We start from the raw sequence: 17,160 nt of genomic DNA, 5'->3' as shown, positions 1-17,160 counted from the left end.
CGACATGGCACCGACCAGTGAGATCCTGACCGCCGAGCGCATCCTCGAAGCCACCGAGGAGGTGCTGCGCCGGCACGGCCCGGCCAAGGCCACCGTGGTCGACGTGGCCCGTGCGCTCGGCGTCAGCCACGGCAGTGTCTACCGGCATTTCCGCACCAAGGCGGCGCTGCGCGAGGCGGTCACCAAGCGCTGGCTGGACCGGACCTCGCAGCGGCTCGCCGGGATCGTGGACTCCCCCGGAAGTCCCGAGGAGCGACTGCGGGCGTGGCTCGCGGCGCTGTTCGACGCCAAGAGACACAAGGCGGGCGACGATCCCGAGCTGTTCGCGACGTACACGGTGCTGGTCGACGAGAGCGTCGCGGTGGTCGACGAGCACATCGCCGACCTGACCGGGCAGCTGACCCGGATCATCACGGCAGGGGCCGGGTCGGGTACCTTCCCGGTACCCGACCCGGCCGCCGCGGCGCGTGCCGTCTTCCAGGCCACCGGCCGTTTCCACGACCCCTGTTACGCCCGGGACTGGATCCGACCCGGTGTCGACGAGGAGTTCACGGCTGTGGTGGACCTGCTGGTGAGGGGACTCAGGTCACCGTCACCGTGACGGTGGGCGAGTACACCTTGCCGGACTTGGTTGCGCTCGCGACCCGCAGCTTCTCCGTGCCCTTGGTGCTGGGCTTGGTGGAGATCGCGTACGAGCTGCCCGTCTTCACCTTGCCGGTGGCGCTGAGGGGAACCCACTTGCCGTTCTTCTCGCGCTGGAGCACCAGTGGGGAGCCAACCTTGAGGCCCTTGGTGCGTCCGGTGACGAGTACGGTCTTTCCGGCCTTGACCGACGTCGGCTTCGCCGTGGCGGTGATCGAGGCCACCGTGTCCATGGGGGACTTGGTTGTGGGGGAGGACTTGGGGGAGGGGGTGCTACTGGCGGCGAAGGCTCCGGCCGTCCCGCCGGACAGCAGCGCCACAGTCAGTACGCCGGTACCCAGTGCACGGCCGTAGCGATGGCGGAATACCGAGGTCATGTTCGTCTCCTGTCGCTCGATTGGACCTATCCCAGGCTGAACCCACTGCTGGGAGGCGGCCACTCGAGACAGGGCCGAGCAACCCGGCGAAGGTGCAAGGCCGCAGGTCAACCGGGTGCGGACCGCGGGCTTCTCACCCGGATGGCCGATAGTGGGACAGGCGGGACCCAGGACGTCGCTCCCGTCCCCGGCCCCGCTTCAGACGGACGGCTGTCCGCTCCCCGCCGGGTCGACCGTCGCCTGGTGGGCCTCGGCCAGATGCTCCTCCGCCTTCAGCCACGGCAGGAACTGGGCGCTCCTGCGCCAGCCGCAGGTGTCGCATCTGATCACGCGCTGCACCCCGGTGCGCTCCACCCGGACGATGTGCTCCCGGCCGTGCCGGTCCCAGCGGCTGACCTTGCTCGTACTGCTGCCCTGCACCATCACGCCTCCCGCGCGCCGACACACCTCGACCGGAGGGAGTGTGCAGCAAGACCAACATCAACAGGGAGGGGTTCACGGGCAGTTGGCCAAGCCGTGGCCGGGCTCAGCCGATCTCGCGCGGCAGCCGCAGACTGGGCAGGCCCCTCACGACGACCCCGGCCGACCGCACCGGCAGCGCGACGACCAGTGCTTCCCGCATGCCCGCGCGCGGGACGAGGCGAGGAACAGGGTGCCCGGCGTGGCCACACCCGGCGCCCTTGCGGACTGCCGGGTGGTGACCATCACACCGCAGCCGGCCCCGGCCCGGTCCGGCGGCACCCCACAGAGCACGCTCCGCATCACATCGGGCAGTTGGAGCGCCCGCGTGCCGCCCTCGCCGGGCACCTGAACGGCTGGACGGGCCGCACGAGATGGTGAGCGGGACCGGTACGGGCCGACACGTGCTCAGGAACCTGCCGGAACCCCCACGACGTTCTTGATCTCGGCCGACTCCAGCTGGTCGGCAGTGCGCTCGGCCGTCCTGCGCGCCCACCGCCCGCTGGTGACCAGCCCGAGGACGAGCACGGCCAGTCCGCACACCGTGAGGATCCACCAGCCGGGGCGGGCCGCCGAGACGAAGGCCCGGTGGTACGAGGACGCGCCGATGCCGGAGGCCAGGACGGCGCCGATCACCGCGACGCCGAGCGTCTGGCCCAGCTGCCGGCTCGTGGAGGCGACCGCGGCGGCCACTCCGGCCTGGGCGCGGGGCATGCCCGACACCGCCGTGTTGGTGATCGGCGCGTTGACGAAGCCGAAGCCGATGCCGAACAGGACGTAGCCGAGCAGCAGGGTGTCGTTCGAGGTCTCCGCCTCGAAGGCGGCGAAGAGGATGCCGCTCGCCGTCATCGCCGTACCGGCGATCAGGAGCGGCAGACGAGGACCGCGGGTGCCGACCAGGCGGCCGGAGACGGGCGCGCACAGGAACGTCGGCAGGGCCATCGGGAGCATCCACAGGCCGGCGTGCAGGGCGTCCAGGCCGCGTACGTTCTGCAGGTACAGCGTCGACAGGAACAGGAAGCCGCCCAGCGCCGCGAACGCGCTGATGGCGATCACCGTGGCCCCGCTGAACGGCGCCGAGCGGAAGAAGCGCAGGTCGATCAGGGGTTCGGCGCGCCGCGGCTCGTACCACAGCAGGGCCGGCAGGGCCGTCAGGGCGATCGCCACGAAGGGGGCCACCACGGCCGCGCTCGAGTCCGGTGCCTCGATGATCGCGTACGTCAGCGAGCCGAACAGGGCGATGACCAGGAGCTGGCCGATCGGGTCGGGCCTGCGGGCCTTGGGCGCCCGGGACTCCGGGACGAAGCGCAGGGTGAGCAGGAGGGCCGCGAGGCCGACCGGGAGGTTGATCCAGAAGATCGCGCGCCAGCTCACCGACTGCACCAGCAGACCGCCGACCAGCGGGCCCGCCGCCATGGATATGCCGACCACCGCGCCCCACGCCCCGATCGCCCGGGCACGCTCACGGGCGTCGGTGAAGGTGTTGGTGATGATGGACATGGCGACCGGGTTGAGCATCGAGCCGCCGACCGCCTGCATCATCCGGAACACGATCAGCAGGGACAGGTTCGGCGCCACCGAGCAGAGCACGGAGCCGATGGTGAACACCGTCAGGCCCGCCATGAACACCCGCTTGCGGCCGATCCGGTCGGCCGTCGAGCCCGCGAGCATCAGCAGCGAGGCCAGCACCAGCGTGTAGGCGTCGATCGTCCACTGCAGACCGGAGGTACTGGCGTGCAGATCGCGCTGCATGGAGGGCAGCGCCACGTTCAGGACGGTGTTGTCGAGGCTCACGATCAGCAGGCTCATGCAGCAGATCGCGAGCACGAGCAGACGGCGGCGGTGGCTCAACTCGGGCATGGCCCCATCGTACGCGCATATCAATAGTGCGTCTAACTAATGACTGTTACACGATCTCTGTCCGTGCGGCGGTGGTGCGCCCCCGTACCTCGGTAGCCGCCGCACTCCGGTACCCGCCTCATCCCAGCACTCGCGGCAGCCTGAGGCCGAGCCACCCCAGCCCCAGCAGCCCCGCCGCCTGCACCGCCAGCACGACCGCCAGCGCCTGCCGCATCCCGAGCGCGGCGGTGAGTGACAGGAACAGCGAGCCGAGCGTCGCCACCCCCACGGCCAGGCACGACTGCTGGAGCGTGGCCGCCAGCCCGCTGCCCGCGCCCGCCAGCCGCGCCGGGATCGCGGCCAGCAGGATCCGGTAATAGAGGGGAAGCTGAAGGCCCTGGCCGATTCCGCACAGGACCAGGCCGGGGGAGAGCAGGAGCGGGCTCAGGTGCGGCCAGGGGCCCAGCAGCACCGTCGTCACCACCGTCGCCAGGCCCGCGAGGTGCACCGCCGCCGCAAGCGCCACCGCCCGTCCGCCCGTCCGCCGTACGGCACGCGGGGCCAGCATCGACGCGGCGAACTGTGCCACCCCCATCGGCACGAGTGTCAGCCCCGCCCGCAACGGCCCGTATCCCAGGCCCTGTTGCAGCGCCACCGCGCTCACGAACATCCAGCCCGCGAAGCCGACGAACACCGGCAGCCCCAGCAGCAGACCCCGGCGCACCTCGGGCGAGACAAGGAGGGACGGCGGCAGCAGCGGGCTCGTGCCGTCCCGCTCGGCGCGGCGCTCCACACCGTGGAACGCGAGCGCGGACAGCGGCGCCGCGCACAGCAGCAGCACCGACCACAGCGGCCAGCCCGCCGCCCGGCCCTCGGTCAGCGGCAGCAGCAGCGCGGTCAGCGTCGCCGCCAGCAGCACCGTGCCGGCGAGGTCCGTGTGCGCCGGGCGCTCCGCCCGGCTGTCCGGCACCGCCCGCAGCGCACAGACCAGCGCGGCGACGGCCACCGGTACGTTCACGAGGAACACCGCACGCCAGCCGGTGCCCGCCGGATCGGCCGCCACCAGCACCCCGCCCAGCACCTGCCCGAGGACGACGGACACCCCGCCGACCGAGCCGTACAGGGCGACCGCGCGCGCCCGCCGTTCGCCCGACGTCGTCGCGTGCAGCGTGGCCAGTACCTGCGGCAGCAGGGCCGCCGACGCGGCGCCCTGCGCCACCCGCGCCGCCACCAGCCACCACGCCGTCGGCGCGAGACCGCAGGCCAGCGAGGTCAGCCCGAAGCCGGCCACCCCCCACAGGAACAGCCGCCGCCGGCCGAAGCCGTCCCCGAGCCGGCCGCCGAGGACCAGCAGTACCGCGTACGCCACCGCGTACCCGGCCACCACCATCTCCAGTGTGGCCGCGGAAGCGTGCAGATCGTGCTCGATCGTCGGCAGGGCGACGTTGACGATGAAGAAGTCGATCATCGGCAGCGCGCAGCCGAGCAGCAGGGTGAACAGGCCGAGGGGCGTGAGGGTGCGGGGCGGGGCCGTGGTCCGGGCGCGAGAGGTCGTCGTGGTCACGACCACGACTGTGCGCCCGCGCCCAGCGGGGTACCAGGCGGTGCTCATCCAGGTACCGGCACCACCTGGAACCGGGGTACGCGGACACGGCACCCTGGGTTCCATGACCATCGCAGCGCCGGAGCATCTCGGGGAGCGGGGCCGGGGGCGGCCGGCGGAGCAGCACGTACGGCGCCGGGAACTGGCCGCCTTCCTGCGCAGCCGGCGCGAGCGCGTCACCCCGGAACAGGTCGGCCTGCCGCGCGGCCCGCGCCGGCGCACCCCCGGCCTGCGCCGGGAGGAGGTCGCCCAGCTCTCCGCGGTCGGGGTGACCTGGTACACCTGGATCGAGCAGGCCCGCGCCACCCATGTCTCCGCCCAGGTGCTGGACGCGGTCGCCCGCGCGCTGCTGATGGACCCCGCCGAGCGCGCCCACCTCTTCGCCCTCGCCGGCACCACCGACCCGCGCACCGAGGCCGAGTGCACGCTCGCCCCCAAGTCGGCGATCAAGGTCGTCGAGCGACTCGCGCCCTACCCCGCCACGCTCCAGAACGCCCGCTACGACATCCTCGCCGCCAACCGCCCCTTCGCCCAGGTCTTCGGCGACCCCGCCGAGCTGGCTGCGGCCGACCGGAACTGTCTGTGGCTGCTGACCACCAGCGAGCGCTGGAAGCGGGACTTCCTCGACCGCGACGAGATGCTGCGCGACCTGATCGCGAAATACCGGGCGGGCATGGCCGAGCATGTGGCCGAGCCGGTGTGGAAGCAGCAGCTGGACCGGCTGCTGCGGGCTTCCGGGGAGTTCCGCGCGCTGTGGGAGCGGCACGAGGTCGCGCCGATGTCCCCGCACGTCAAGCGCTACCGGCACCCGGTGGTCGGGCTGATCCGGCTCGAGCACCGCACCATGTGGCTGGCCCCGCAGACACCGGCCTACCGCGTGGTCGTGTACGTCCCCGCGGACGAGGACAGCGAGGAGCGGCTGGAGCGGCTGGCACAGGCGACGGACGGGCGAGCCGCGGAGTGAGGGACAATGGTTCCTTGTCCGTCGCCGCAACCGCCGTGTCCGCCGTACGTCCGCCCCGGAGCCGTCTGATGTCCCACCCGCTCTCCATCGGCCCGCACCTCGTGGCCCCGCCCGTCGTGCTCGCACCCATGGCGGGGATCACCAACGCGCCCTTCCGCACCCTGTGCCGGGAGTTCAGCGGGGGCAAGGGGCTGTTCGTCAGCGAGATGATCACGACCCGGGCTCTGGTCGAGCGCAACGAGAAGACCATGCAGCTGATCAGGTTCGACGCGAGTGAGCAGCCGCGTTCGATCCAGCTGTACGGCGTCGACCCGGCGACCGTCGGCAAGGCCGTCCGCATGATCGCGGAGGAGGGCCTGGCCGACCACATCGACCTGAACTTCGGCTGCCCGGTCCCCAAGGTCACCAGGAAGGGCGGCGGCTCGGCCCTGCCCTACAAGCGGAACCTGCTGCGCGCGATCCTGCGCGAGGCGGTCAGCGGCGCCGGTGACCTGCCGGTGACGATGAAGATGCGCAAGGGCATCGACGACGATCACATCACCTTCCTCGACGCCGGACGCATCGCCGTCGAGGAGGGTGTGACGGCGATCGCCCTGCACGGCCGTACGGCCGCCCAGCACTACGGCGGCACCGCCGACTGGGAGGCCATCGCCCGCCTCAAGGAGCACGTGCCGGAGATCCCCGTGCTCGGCAACGGCGACATCTGGTCGGCCGAGGACGCGCTGCGGATGGTCCGGGAGACCGGCTGCGACGGAGTCGTGGTCGGACGCGGCTGCCTGGGGCGGCCGTGGCTGTTCGCGGACCTGGTCGCGGCCTTCGAAGGGCGTACGCAGGACATCGCCCGTCCCTCGCTCCGCGAGGTGGCCGACGTCATGGTCCGGCACGCCGGGCTCCTCGGCGAGTGGCTCGGCGACGAGTCCAAGGGCGTGGTCGACTTCCGCAAGCACGTCGCCTGGTACCTCAAGGGCTTCGCGGTCGGCTCCGAACTGCGCAGGCGCCTCGCGATCACCTCCTCGCTGGCCGAACTCCGCGCCGGACTGGACGAGCTGGACCTCGACCAGCCCTGGCCGGCCGGCGCGGACGGCCCCCGCGGCCGTACGTCCGGCAACAACCGTGTGGTGCTGCCGGACGGCTGGCTGAAGGACCCCTACGACTGCGCGGGGATCAGCGAGGACGCGGAGCTGGACACCTCCGGCGGCTGATCAGTTCTTCTTGGGGTGCGGCGTCGAGCCGAACGCCGCCAGGAAGCGGTCCCGGAAGGCGCTCATCTGCCACACGGGTGCGTTGTGGGCGGGGCGCAGGCCCTCGGTCCAGTTCCAGTTCGCGATCCTGTCCAGGACCTTGGGGTCCTTGGCGACGACCGAGATCGGCACGTCACGGCTGGCGTGGTTGCCGCTGACGTGGGCGTTCGGCTGGTGGTCGCCGAGGAAGACCAGCACCGTGTTGTCGTTGCCGTAGCGCTCCAGCCACTCGGTCAGCGCCGTCACCGTGTACTGGACGGACTTGCCGTACTCCGCCCTGGAGTGGGTGTCGTCGGTGAGGGTGTACGACGACGGGTGGCCCGCCTTCTCGATGCCGTTGAAGACCGAGCCGTCGCCCAGCTGGTTCCAGGGGACCATCTTGGGGATCGGTGCCCAGGGCGTGTGGCTGGAGGTGAGGATGAGGAACGACATCCGTGACTTGCCGTCCGTCGGCTTCTTGCTGTGCACCCGGTCCTGGAACTGCTGGAGGGTGTACTGGTCCGGCATGGTCGACCAGCTGAACTTGGGCCCCTGGTAGCCGAGTTGGAAGGCGTTGTAGACCTTGTCCAGGCCGTACCACTTCTGCTCCGGCCACGCCTTCTGCACACCCGGCATCACGCCGACCGTGTCGAAGGCACCGGTCTTCTTGAACGCGTCGGTCAGGCTGAGGTGGTCGCTCGCCATGACCGTGCGGTAGCGCTGCTGGTTGCTGATCCACAGGCCCGACATGGTGGTGGAGTGGCCGAGCCAGCTGCTGCCGCCGTAGGTCGCCGAGGTCAGCCAGCCGCTCTTGGCGTGGAAGCCAGCCTTGGCCAGCGCCTTGGTGCGGGCGTCGAGGGTCGCGTCGACGCCGGGGGCCATGATCGGGTCCTCGACGGCACTGCGGCCGTAGCTCTCGATGAACGTGAAGACCACGTCCTTGCCCCGCAGATCCGGGACCAGCTGGCTGCCCGGTGTGTTCCCGAAGGCGTCGACCCTGGCCACCTTCTGGAACTCGGCCTCGTCCTTGAGCGTGTTCGAGATCCGGTGGGCCTGGTCCTTGAGCGCGGCGGCGGTGGTGTCGGCGGCCAGCGGCACACCGGACAGCTGCAGTCCGAGCGAGGAGCAGGTGATCCACACGACCCCGGCGACCAGTGTGCCCCGGGTCGCGAGGGCGGTGTGCCGGGCGAGCAGATTGCTCAGCCGGACCATGGACAGCGCCAGCAGCACGAACAGCAGCAGCACGACCGTGATCACACCGGCCACGAGGGCCAGGGTCTGCGTACGGCCGACGGAGTCCTCCAGATACGACTCCGCGTCGGCGAACAGGCTCCAGTCGAGCACGACGTTGAAGCCGCGGCCGAGATACTGGTTGAACCCCATGTCCAGCAGGTTCAGCACGGTCATCGCCGCCAGCGCGACACCGCACAGGGCGGCCAGCACGATCCGCGGCCGGCGCGGCAGCGCGATCATCACCGCCGCCCCGATCACCGCCTCCGCCGGGATCCGCAGGAACGTCGAAGGACCCAGCCGGACCATGGAGTTGGGCATCACGAGCGCGACGACGACCAGGGCCGCGGCCAGCACGGTGAGCGTGCCGGACAGCACCTGGACGGCAGTCGGATGCGCGGCGCGCCATCGCCGTGTCCACGTGGCCGCCACCGCCCAGGGACGGGGGAAGGACCTGGGCCGGAACCGGGGAGCGGGTGCGGGAGTTTCATCGGGGATGTTCTCCGGCGCCTCGGTCTCCCCGGCCGTACCCGGTTCCTGGCGCGTACTCATGTCCTGGGACAACCCGAAGGTCCTTCCGTGCGAGACCCGTATCGCCGTCTCGTACGGCTGCCCGTCGCCCCCTGTTCAGGACGCCGAGCAAACACCGGGCAAATACCGGAGCCCTTGGCCCTTTCGCCGCATCCCGCCTGCCCCGCGACGCCCGGCACGCCGGGAGCACGCACCGGACGCCGCGCGGCCGCCCCCCGGGCGACGACGGGAATGTGACGACAGGACCTAGGCCCCGCCCACGGCCGTGAGCAGAGCCAGCGGTGCCGCGGCCGACCGGGCCTCCCGCGCGCAGGCATGCGGATACGGCACGGGCTCCGGATGTGTGTCCCTCCCGTACCCCGCGAGGACCTCCGGCAGCCGGTACCCCGCCACCGCCGCCGCGTCCACCAGCGCATGCGCGACGGTCCGGGCCTCGTCGTGCAGCCCGTAGCGCGCCAGCCCCAGCGTGATCAGCGCGTTGTCGTGGGGCCAGACGGAGCCCCGGTGATACGACAGCGGGTGATACGCGGCCTGCCCGGCGGCCACCGTGCGCACACCCCAGCCGGAGAAGAAGTCCGGCGCGAGCAGCCGTCGGCCCACCTCCTCGCCGTACTCCTTGTCCAGCAGCCCCGACCACAGCAGATGTCCGGCGTCGGAGGCGAGGGCGTCGACCTGCCGGCCCTCCCCGTCCAGGGCGAGGGCGGGGAAGGAGTGCTCCGGCATCCAGAAGTCCCGCTGGAAACGGTCCCTGAGGTCGGCCGCCGCCTGCTCGAGCAGCGCCGCGTACGTCTCGTCGGCCCACACCGTGCGCGCCACCCACGCCGTGCGGCGCAGCGCGTCGTACGCGTACCCCTGCGCGCCCGCCGCCATCACCGCGCCGCTGGGCCGGGTGCCGTCGGCACAGCAGATCGCGCCGGGCGAGTCCTTCCAGTTCTGGTTGGCGAGACCGCCCTCGTCGGCGCGGTAGACGAGATAGCCGCGCGAGGTCAGCCCGCCGTGGTCCAGCATCCAGCCGACGGCGGCCCGGGCGTGCGGCTCCAGCCGGCGGGCCAGGTCCGCGTCCTCGGTCCGCTCGACGTACGCGCCGAGCAGGATCAGGAACAGCGGGGTCGCGTCGACCGAGCCGTAGTACCGCCCGAACGGCACCTGCCCGAAGTGGGCCAGCTCGCCGTGCCGGACCTCGTGCACGATCTTGCCGGGCTGGGCGACCGGGGACGGGCCCGAGCCGGTCGCCTGGGCCGCGGCCAGGGCGAGGAGTGTGGCCGCGGCGGGCCGCGGGCGGTACGGCAGCGCGAACAGGGAGGTGAGCAGGGCGTCCCGGCCGAGCAGGGTGAGATACCAGGGGGCGCCGGCGGCCGGGACGCGCAGCTCCTCGCCGTCCGGTCCGGTGGCCGGCACCTGGAGCAGGGCCAGGTCGGCGAGGCCGCGCGCGCAGGCCTCCGCCAGCTCGGGCCAGCCGGTCGGGAAGGCCACGCCTTCCATGAACTGCCCTTCCTCGGCGAGCTGTTGCTCCTGCACGGCGGCGGGGTCGCGCGGCACCCGCACGGCCCGCTTCTCGCCGTGCGGGCGGGCGATCACGCGCAGCACCAGCTCGGTCGTGCCGTGCGCCGGGAGGTCGAGGGTCCACACCAGGCGGCGGGCGCCGGTGCCGGTCTCCTCCACGGCGTCGGGCGCCGGGTCGGCCGTGATCGCTGTACAGGACCGCCATTCGGCGCGCCGGTAGGTGAACTCGATGCCGTCGCCCGTGACTTCGCGCGAGCGCAGGGCGCCCGGCTTGACGTAGGTGCGGTGGTCGGAGCGGAGTTCGAACTGGTCGGTGAAGTCGGCGTCGGCGGTGACGGCGAGCCGGACCGTGGTCGGCACCGGACGGTTGCTGGTCACCCGCAGCGACTCCACGAACGAGCTGTCGCCGACGGCCTGGTGACGGAAGACGGTGTGGGCCGGGGGTTCCTGCCGGCCGCCGCGCGGGACGAGTACGCAGCGGGCCGCGTCACCGTCGGCGACCGGGCTGAGCACCTCGGGCATGGCGCCGTCGAGGGTGAGCTGCCAGCGGCTGAGGTGCCGGGCGTCCCGGACGAACAGCCCGTCCGGGGGGCCGCTGCCCCGCACTCCGCTGATGTCGCCCCGATCGCCCACGGCGGCGAACGTCGCCCCGTGCACGAGCAGATGATGCCGGTCCGTCATCGCCGGTCTCCTCCTTTGTCACTCGTGTCGAACGTGTCGGTGGCCGCACTGGACACGCCCTCGCGGGCGCCCTTGACAAGCTCTTGGTACGGACTTTGGTGGGGGTCTCGGTGCAGGTCCTGATGCAGGTCCCGGCGCAGGTCGTGCGGGAGGTCGTCACGGAGGTCGTGGTACAGGTCGAGGGCGAGCGCGGCGGTCCAGCCGAAGCCGGTCGCGCCGCAGGCCTCGCCGGTGTACGGGTCGACGTACTCCGCGAAGCCGGTCGCGTCGGCGAGCCGCAGTACGGCCGTGCGCAGGGCGTCGGCCAGGGGCAGCTCCCCGTGCGCGCGCAGCCCCCGCTCCAGCAGCCAGCCCGTGTTGAACCAGGCGGGCCCGCGCCAGTACCGGTGCGGGTCGAAGGCCTCGCCCAGGAGGTCGTAGCTGGGCACCAGCCGGGTGCGGTCGCCGAACCCGAAGTGCGGCCCGCACAGGGTGCGGACGAGGGCTGCGGTGATGTCCCGGGGCAGTCCGGGAAGCAGGAGCGGGATCAGCCCGCAGACGCCCCGCTCGCGGACGAGCCCCGGTTCACCCCGTAGGTCCCGGCACAGGAACAGGCCGGCCGCCGGGTCCCACAGTCGCTCGACCAGCGCCGCCGTCAGCCGCTGCGCGCGCGCGTGGCGGGCGGTGCCGGTCGCGCCCAGCTCCGTGGCGATCCGGGCGAGCGCATGCTCGGAGGCGATGAGCAGGGCGTTGAAGGCGGGGTCCTCGACGGCGAACTCACTGCGGCCGTCGGCGTAGGCATGGTCCCGGTAGTCGGTGGCCAGCCGCACGTAGCGCCCGTAGTCCAGATCCGTCGGCCGGTCCTCGGGCGCTCCGTGGTCGAGGTCGGCGCGGCGGAAGGAGCGGGCCGGGGCCGGGACGATCCGGGCCAGCGGGGCGTCCCAGCAGGGGCTGTTGTCCATGCCCTGCTCCCAGGGGTGGACCACCGACACCAGACCCGCGCCGCCCAGGTCCCGGCGGTGCAGCAGATAGCGGTGCCAGGCGGCCAGGCGCGGGTAGACCCGGGCCAGGAAGCCGCGGGAGCGCGAGAGCACCGGGTCGGCCAGGTGTACCAGCCAGGCCGCGAGCGCGTGCACCGGTGGCTGCACGATCCCCGACGTCTGTACGGTGCGCGGGGCGCCCGCGGCGCGACCGGCGGTCACGGAGCGCCAGAAGTCGGGGCTCGGGAAGTAGGCGTCGAGTGGTACGGAGGGGTTGAAGACGATGTGCGGCACACGCCCGTCGGCCCACTGCGCGGCCAGCAGGGTCTCCAGCTCGGTCTGCGCCCGCAGCGGCGAGACATGCCTCAGGCCGATGGCGATGAACGCCGAGTCCCAGGACCACTGGTGCGGATACAGGTTTAGGGAGGGGACCGTCGAGCTGCCCGTCCAGTTCGCCTCGAGCACCCGGGCCGCTCTGACGTGCAGCGACCCCTCGGAGGCCGACTCGGCACCGGGGAGATCGTATGCGATCGCGTCCTGGGTGGCACGGGAGGTGAGCTGGGCGGTGCGGTCCACTCGGGGCTCCCCGAAGAAAAGACGACCCGGCCGGGCCGGTCGGATGTGGTGGTGGCTACCGTAGAGTTACGTCTATTTAACACGCAAAACCCACTATGTAATGCAGGGTTGAGGAACACAAGGGGGTGCGCATGACCGGACGTCCGGGAAGAGCTGTCAGGAGCGGCGGCCAGGCCGGCGCCGGAGACCTGCTCGAACTGGTGCGCAGCGGCCGGGCGGTGACGCGCGGTGCGCTGCAGCAGGTCACCGGGCTGTCCCGGGCCACCGTCGGCCAGCGCCTGGACCGGCTGTTCAGGGCCGGCTGGCTGCGTGAGGGCGCCGGCGGCCCGGTCGGCTCACCGCTGGGCGGCCGGCCCTCCATCACCTTGGAGTTCGACGGCTCCCACGCGGTCGTCCTCGCCGCCGACCTGGACACCCGGCACGCCCGCGCGGCGGTCCTCTCCCTGACCGGCGAGATTCTCGCCGAGCACTCGGGCACGCTGGTGGTCGAGGACGGACCGGAAGCCGTCCTCGGTGAACTCGGCCGCTGGTTCGCCGAGTTGCTGGAGAAGGCCGGGCGTCCGGCGGAGGTGTGCGGCATCGGGCTCGCGGTGCCCGGGCCGGTGGACAGCGAGACCGGCCGGGTGGTGCAGCCGCCGATCATGCCGGGCTGGGACGGCTACGACATAACAGGCCGCCTCTCCCGGGCCTGTACCGAGCACACCGGCGCCCCTCCCGTCCCGGTCCTGGTCGACAACGACGCGAACCTCATGGCGTACGGCGAACAGCGCGCCGGACACCCCGACTGCGGGGCGTTCGTACTGGTCAAGGTCTCCACGGGCATCGGCGCCGGGGTCGTGGTGGACGGCTCGATCTACCGGGGCATCGACGGAGGTGCGGGGGACATCGGGCACATCAGGGTCGGCGCGGACGCGCTGTGCCGATGCGGCTCGTACGGCTGTCTCGCCGCCGTCGCGAGCGGGGGTGCCGTGGCCCGGCGCCTCGCGGAGTCCGGGGTGCCCGCCGCCTCCGGCTCCGACGTACGGGACCTGCTGGCGGCCGGGCATCCGCAGGCGGCGGCGCTGGCCCGGGAGGCCGGGCGCCTGGTCGGGGACGTGCTGGCGACCGTGGTGACCCTGCTGAACCCCGGAGTGCTGATGATCGCGGGCGATCTGGCCGGAACACCCTTCCTCACCGGTGTGCGCGAACTGCTCTACCAGCGGGCGCTGCCCCGCTCCACGGCCCACCTGGACGTCGTCACCTCCCGGCTCGGTGAGCGGGCCGCGCTCATCGGAGCGGGTGCGCTGGTCGTGGAACACCTCTACGCGCCGGAGCGGGCCGAGGAGCGGCTGCTCGCGCTGGGGGTGTGATCTGCTTGCCGGCGGGCGTGTGACGAGGAGTTTCCCTGCGTGTTTCGAGTCCGGGAAGCGGTCCGCATGGTGAAATCCGGCGCGCTGTGGCAGCGTGATTCTCGCCACCCTTGATAAGGGTTGCGCTCAGATGAGCGGATCATGAGCGGCTGCACTTCTCCAAGGGGTGGCACTGGGTGCCACCCCTTGATCGTTCATCGATCGAAATCAGACGTGCGGGATGCCTGCTCATCTGAGCGGAAAACCCCGCGTTTGGCGGTGACTGCGTTCAAGAAGTGAAGACATGTGGCCGCGTCGGCTTGCCAAGCCTTGACTTTCAATCCGGTGGCGGACGGGTGGTTACAGGCGCATGACGCCCGAGTGGACATACCCATGAACCTTCGATCTGGGTATGTTCCTCGCCGTCAGGGCAGCCACCGCGGCCTCAAGGAGTCGAGACCCGTGTCGGAAAACAAAGAACCCCACGTAGCGAAGTTCGTTTACGACTTCACCGAGGGCAACAAGGACCTCAAGGACCTCCTCGGCGGCAAGGGTGCCAACCTCGCCGAGATGACCAACCTCGGTCTGCCGGTTCCTCCCGGCTTCACCATCACCACGGAGGCCTGCAAGGTCTACCTGGAGAGCGGTGAGGAGCCCGCGGCACTGCGTGACGAGGTGAGTGCGCACCTCGACGCCCTCGAGACCCGCATGGGCAAGAAGCTCGGCCAGGCCGACAACCCCCTCCTCGTGTCGGTCCGCTCGGGCGCCAAGTTCTCCATGCCCGGCATGATGGACACCGTCCTGAACATCGGCCTGTCCGACAAGTCGGTGCAGGGCCTGGCCAAGCAGGCCGGCGACGACCGGTTCGCCTGGGACTCCTACCGCCGTCTCATCCAGATGTTCGGCAAGACGGTCCTCGGTGTCGACGGCGAGCTGTTCGAGGAGGCCCTCGACGCGGCCAAGGACGCCAAGAAGGTCACCGTCGACACGGACCTCGAGGCGGCCGACCTGAAGAAGCTGGTCACCAAGTTCAAGAAGATCGTCAAGGCCGAGGCCGGCCGGGACTTCCCGCAGGACCCGCGCGAGCAGATGGACCTCGCCATCAAGGCGGTCTTCGACTCGTGGAACGGCGACCGCGCGAAGCTGTACCGCCGCCAGGAGCGCATCCCCGGCGACCTCGGTACGGCCGTGAACATCTGCTCCATGGTCTTCGGCAACCTGGGCCCGGACTCCGGCACGGGCGTGGCGTTCACCCGCGACCCCGCCTCGGGCCACCAGGGCGTGTACGGCGACTACCTGCAGAACGCCCAGGGCGAGGACGTGGTCGCGGGCATCCGCAACACGGTCCCGCTCGCCGAGCTGGAGTCGATCGACAAGAAGTCGTACGACCAGCTCATGCAGATCATGGAGACCCTGGAGAACCACTACAAGGACCTGTGCGACATCGAGTTCACGATCGAGCGCGGTCAGCTGTGGATGCTCCAGACCCGGGTCGGCAAGCGCACGGCGGGCGCGGCCTTCCGGATCGCGACCCAGCTGGTCGACCAGGGCCTGATCGATGAGACCGAAGCCCTCCAGCGCGTCACCGGCGCCCAGCTGGCGCAGCTGATGTTCCCGCGCTTCGACGAGCACGCGAAGGTCGACCAGGTCGCCCGGGGCATCGCGGCCTCGCCGGGTGCTGCGGTCGGCAAGGCGGTCTTCGACTCGTACACCGCGGTGAAGTGGTCGCGCTCCGGCGAGAAGGTCATCCTGGTCCGCCGTGAGACGAACCCCGACGACCTCGACGGCATGATCGCGGCCGAGGGCATCCTCACCTCGCGCGGCGGCAAGACCTCCCACGCGGCCGTGGTCGCCCGGGGCATGGGCAAGACCTGTGTCTGCGGCGCGGAGGAGCTGGAGGTCGACACCAAGCGCCGCCGCATGACGGTCCCCGGTGGCCACGTGGTGGAGGAGGGCGACCTGATCTCCATCGACGGCTCCTCCGGCAAGGTGTACCTGGGCGAGGTCCCGGTGGTCCCGTCCCCGGTCGTGGAGTACTTCGAGGGCCGGATGCACGCGGGTGCCCACGACGCCGACGAACTGGTCGAGGCCGTGCACCGCATCATGGCCTTCGCCGACCGCAAGCGCCGGCTGCGGGTGCGCGCCAACGCGGACAACGCCGAGGACGCCCTGCGGGCCCGCCGCTTCGGCGCCCAGGGCATCGGCCTGTGCCGCACGGAGCACATGTTCCTCGGCGACCGCCGTGAGCTGGTCGAGCGCCTGATCCTGGCGGACACGCAGGACGAGCGCGAGGAGAGTCTGAAGGCGCTGCTTCCCCTGCAGAAGCAGGACTTCGTGGAGCTGTTCTCGGCGATGGACGGCCTGCCGGTGACGGTCCGCCTCCTCGACCCCCCGCTGCACGAGTTCCTCCCGGACATCACCGAGCTGTCGGTCCGGGTGGCCCTGGCCGAGTCCCGCCAGGAGCCCCACGAGAACGAGCTGCGCCTGCTCCAGGCGGTCCACCGCCTGCACGAGCAGAACCCGATGCTCGGCCTGCGCGGCGTACGCCTCGGCCTGGTCATCCCCGGCCTCTTCACCATGCAGGTCCGCGCGATCGCGGAAGCGGCGGCCGAGCGCAAGAACGCCAAGGGCGACCCGCGCGCCGAGATCATGATCCCGCTGGTGGGCACGGTCCAGGAGCTGGAGATCGTCCGCGAGGAGGCGGACCGGGTCATCGCGGAGGTGCAAGCGGCGACGGGCACCGAGCTGAAGCTGGCGATCGGCACGATGATCGAGCTGCCGCGCGCCGCGCTGACCGCCGGCCAGATCGCGGAGGCGGCGGAGTTCTTCTCCTTCGGCACCAACGACCTGACGCAGACGGTGTGGGGCTTCAGCCGGGACGACGTGGAGGCCTCGTTCTTCACGGCGTACCTGGAGAAGGGCATCTTCGGCGTCTCCCCCTTCGAGACGATCGACAAGGACGGCGTCGGCTCCCTGGTGAAGGCGGCGGCCGAGGCCGGCCGTCGCACCCGCCCCGACCTCAAGCTCGGCGTCTGCGGCGAGCACGGCGGTGACCCGGAGTCGGTCCACTTCTTCCACGAGGCCGGCCTGGACTACGTCTCCTGCTCCCCGTTCCGCATCCCCGTCGCCCGGCTCGAGGCGGGCCGCGCGGCGACGCAGTCGGCGGGCAGCGACCACCGCTGAGCCGGGCCTCCCGACCCCGGAGCCGCCGTTGGTCCCCGACCCTCACCGATCGGCGGCGGCTCCGG

12 protein-coding genes are annotated in these 17,160 nt (G+C 71.6%); 5 read left to right on the top strand and 7 right to left on the bottom strand.

Translation table 11 applies throughout. From position 1 onward, the window contains the following. Nucleotides 1-4 precede the first annotated feature (4 nt). On the top strand, nt 5-601 hold the full coding sequence (locus tag GQF42_RS15590) for a TetR family transcriptional regulator (protein WP_158920300.1): 597 nt from the start codon (nt 5-7) through the stop codon (nt 599-601). Here the strand turns inward: GQF42_RS15590 and GQF42_RS15585 are convergent. The 4 genes from GQF42_RS15585 to GQF42_RS15570 all read right to left on the bottom strand — a co-directional run bounded on the left by GQF42_RS15585 (nt 582) and on the right by GQF42_RS15570 (nt 4,929). Beyond that, the gene (locus GQF42_RS15585; protein WP_158920298.1) at nt 582-1,019 is read right to left on the bottom strand and encodes a hypothetical protein; all 438 of its coding nucleotides are present in this window, start codon (nt 1,017-1,019) and stop codon (nt 582-584) included. The two genes, GQF42_RS15590 and GQF42_RS15585, sit on opposite strands and share 20 nt — an antisense overlap. Before the next feature lie 198 nt (nt 1,020-1,217). Further along, nucleotides 1,218-1,442 (bottom strand): hypothetical protein, encoded by a 225-nt coding sequence (locus GQF42_RS15580; protein WP_158920296.1) that lies wholly within the window; start codon nt 1,440-1,442, stop codon nt 1,218-1,220. 444 nt (nt 1,443-1,886) lie between these two features. Next, on the bottom strand, nt 1,887-3,338 hold the full coding sequence (locus GQF42_RS15575; RefSeq protein WP_158920294.1) for an MFS transporter: 1,452 nt from the start codon (nt 3,336-3,338) through the stop codon (nt 1,887-1,889). Nucleotides 3,339-3,456: 118 nt separating this feature from the next. Continuing rightward, nucleotides 3,457-4,929, bottom strand: a complete 1,473-nt coding sequence (locus GQF42_RS15570; RefSeq protein ID WP_158920292.1) for an MFS transporter — start codon at nt 4,927-4,929, stop codon at nt 3,457-3,459. 55 nt (nt 4,930-4,984) lie between these two features. On the opposite strand from GQF42_RS15570, the gene GQF42_RS15565 reads away from it, so the two are divergent. Together GQF42_RS15565 and dusB are read left to right on the top strand one after the other, a co-directional pair. After that, nucleotides 4,985-5,884: a helix-turn-helix transcriptional regulator gene (locus GQF42_RS15565; protein WP_158920290.1), complete on the top strand. Its 900-nt coding sequence runs from the start codon at nt 4,985-4,987 to the stop codon at nt 5,882-5,884. 68 nt (nt 5,885-5,952) lie between these two features. After that, nucleotides 5,953-7,086, top strand: a complete 1,134-nt coding sequence (gene dusB / locus GQF42_RS15560) for a tRNA dihydrouridine synthase DusB (protein ID WP_158930196.1) — start codon at nt 5,953-5,955, stop codon at nt 7,084-7,086. On the opposite strand, the gene GQF42_RS15555 is transcribed toward dusB, so the two are convergent. From GQF42_RS15555 to GQF42_RS15545, 3 genes are all read right to left on the bottom strand, one after another. Further along, nucleotides 7,087-8,886, bottom strand: coding sequence for a sulfatase-like hydrolase/transferase (locus GQF42_RS15555; RefSeq protein ID WP_233273356.1), 1,800 nt, complete (start codon nt 8,884-8,886; stop codon nt 7,087-7,089). A gap of 225 nt (nt 8,887-9,111) precedes the next feature. After that, nucleotides 9,112-11,049, bottom strand: coding sequence for an amylo-alpha-1,6-glucosidase (locus tag GQF42_RS15550; RefSeq protein WP_158920288.1), 1,938 nt, complete (start codon nt 11,047-11,049; stop codon nt 9,112-9,114). Then, a complete protein-coding gene (locus tag GQF42_RS15545) occupies nt 11,046-12,584 on the bottom strand; it encodes an MGH1-like glycoside hydrolase domain-containing protein (protein WP_158920286.1) in 1,539 nt (512 codons plus the stop codon). Before GQF42_RS15545 ends, GQF42_RS15550 begins: the two co-directional genes overlap by 4 nt. 131 nt (nt 12,585-12,715) lie before the next feature. Here GQF42_RS15545 and GQF42_RS15540 point away from each other — a divergent pair, with 131 nt between their 5' ends. Beyond that, entirely contained in the window at nt 12,716-13,933 is a 1,218-nt protein-coding gene (locus GQF42_RS15540) for an ROK family protein (protein ID WP_199272695.1), read from the top strand. 441 nt (nt 13,934-14,374) lie between these two features. Further along, a complete protein-coding gene (ppdK, locus tag GQF42_RS15535; RefSeq protein WP_158920282.1) occupies nt 14,375-17,095 on the top strand; it encodes a pyruvate, phosphate dikinase in 2,721 nt (906 codons plus the stop codon). Nucleotides 17,096-17,160 lie beyond the last annotated feature (65 nt).

The sequence above is a fragment of the Streptomyces broussonetiae genome (assembly GCF_009796285.1).
GTDB lineage: Bacteria > Actinomycetota > Actinomycetes > Streptomycetales > Streptomycetaceae > Streptomyces > Streptomyces broussonetiae.
The sequence above is the reverse complement of the archived record's forward strand: the minus strand, read 5'-3'. Positions and strand labels throughout refer to the sequence as shown.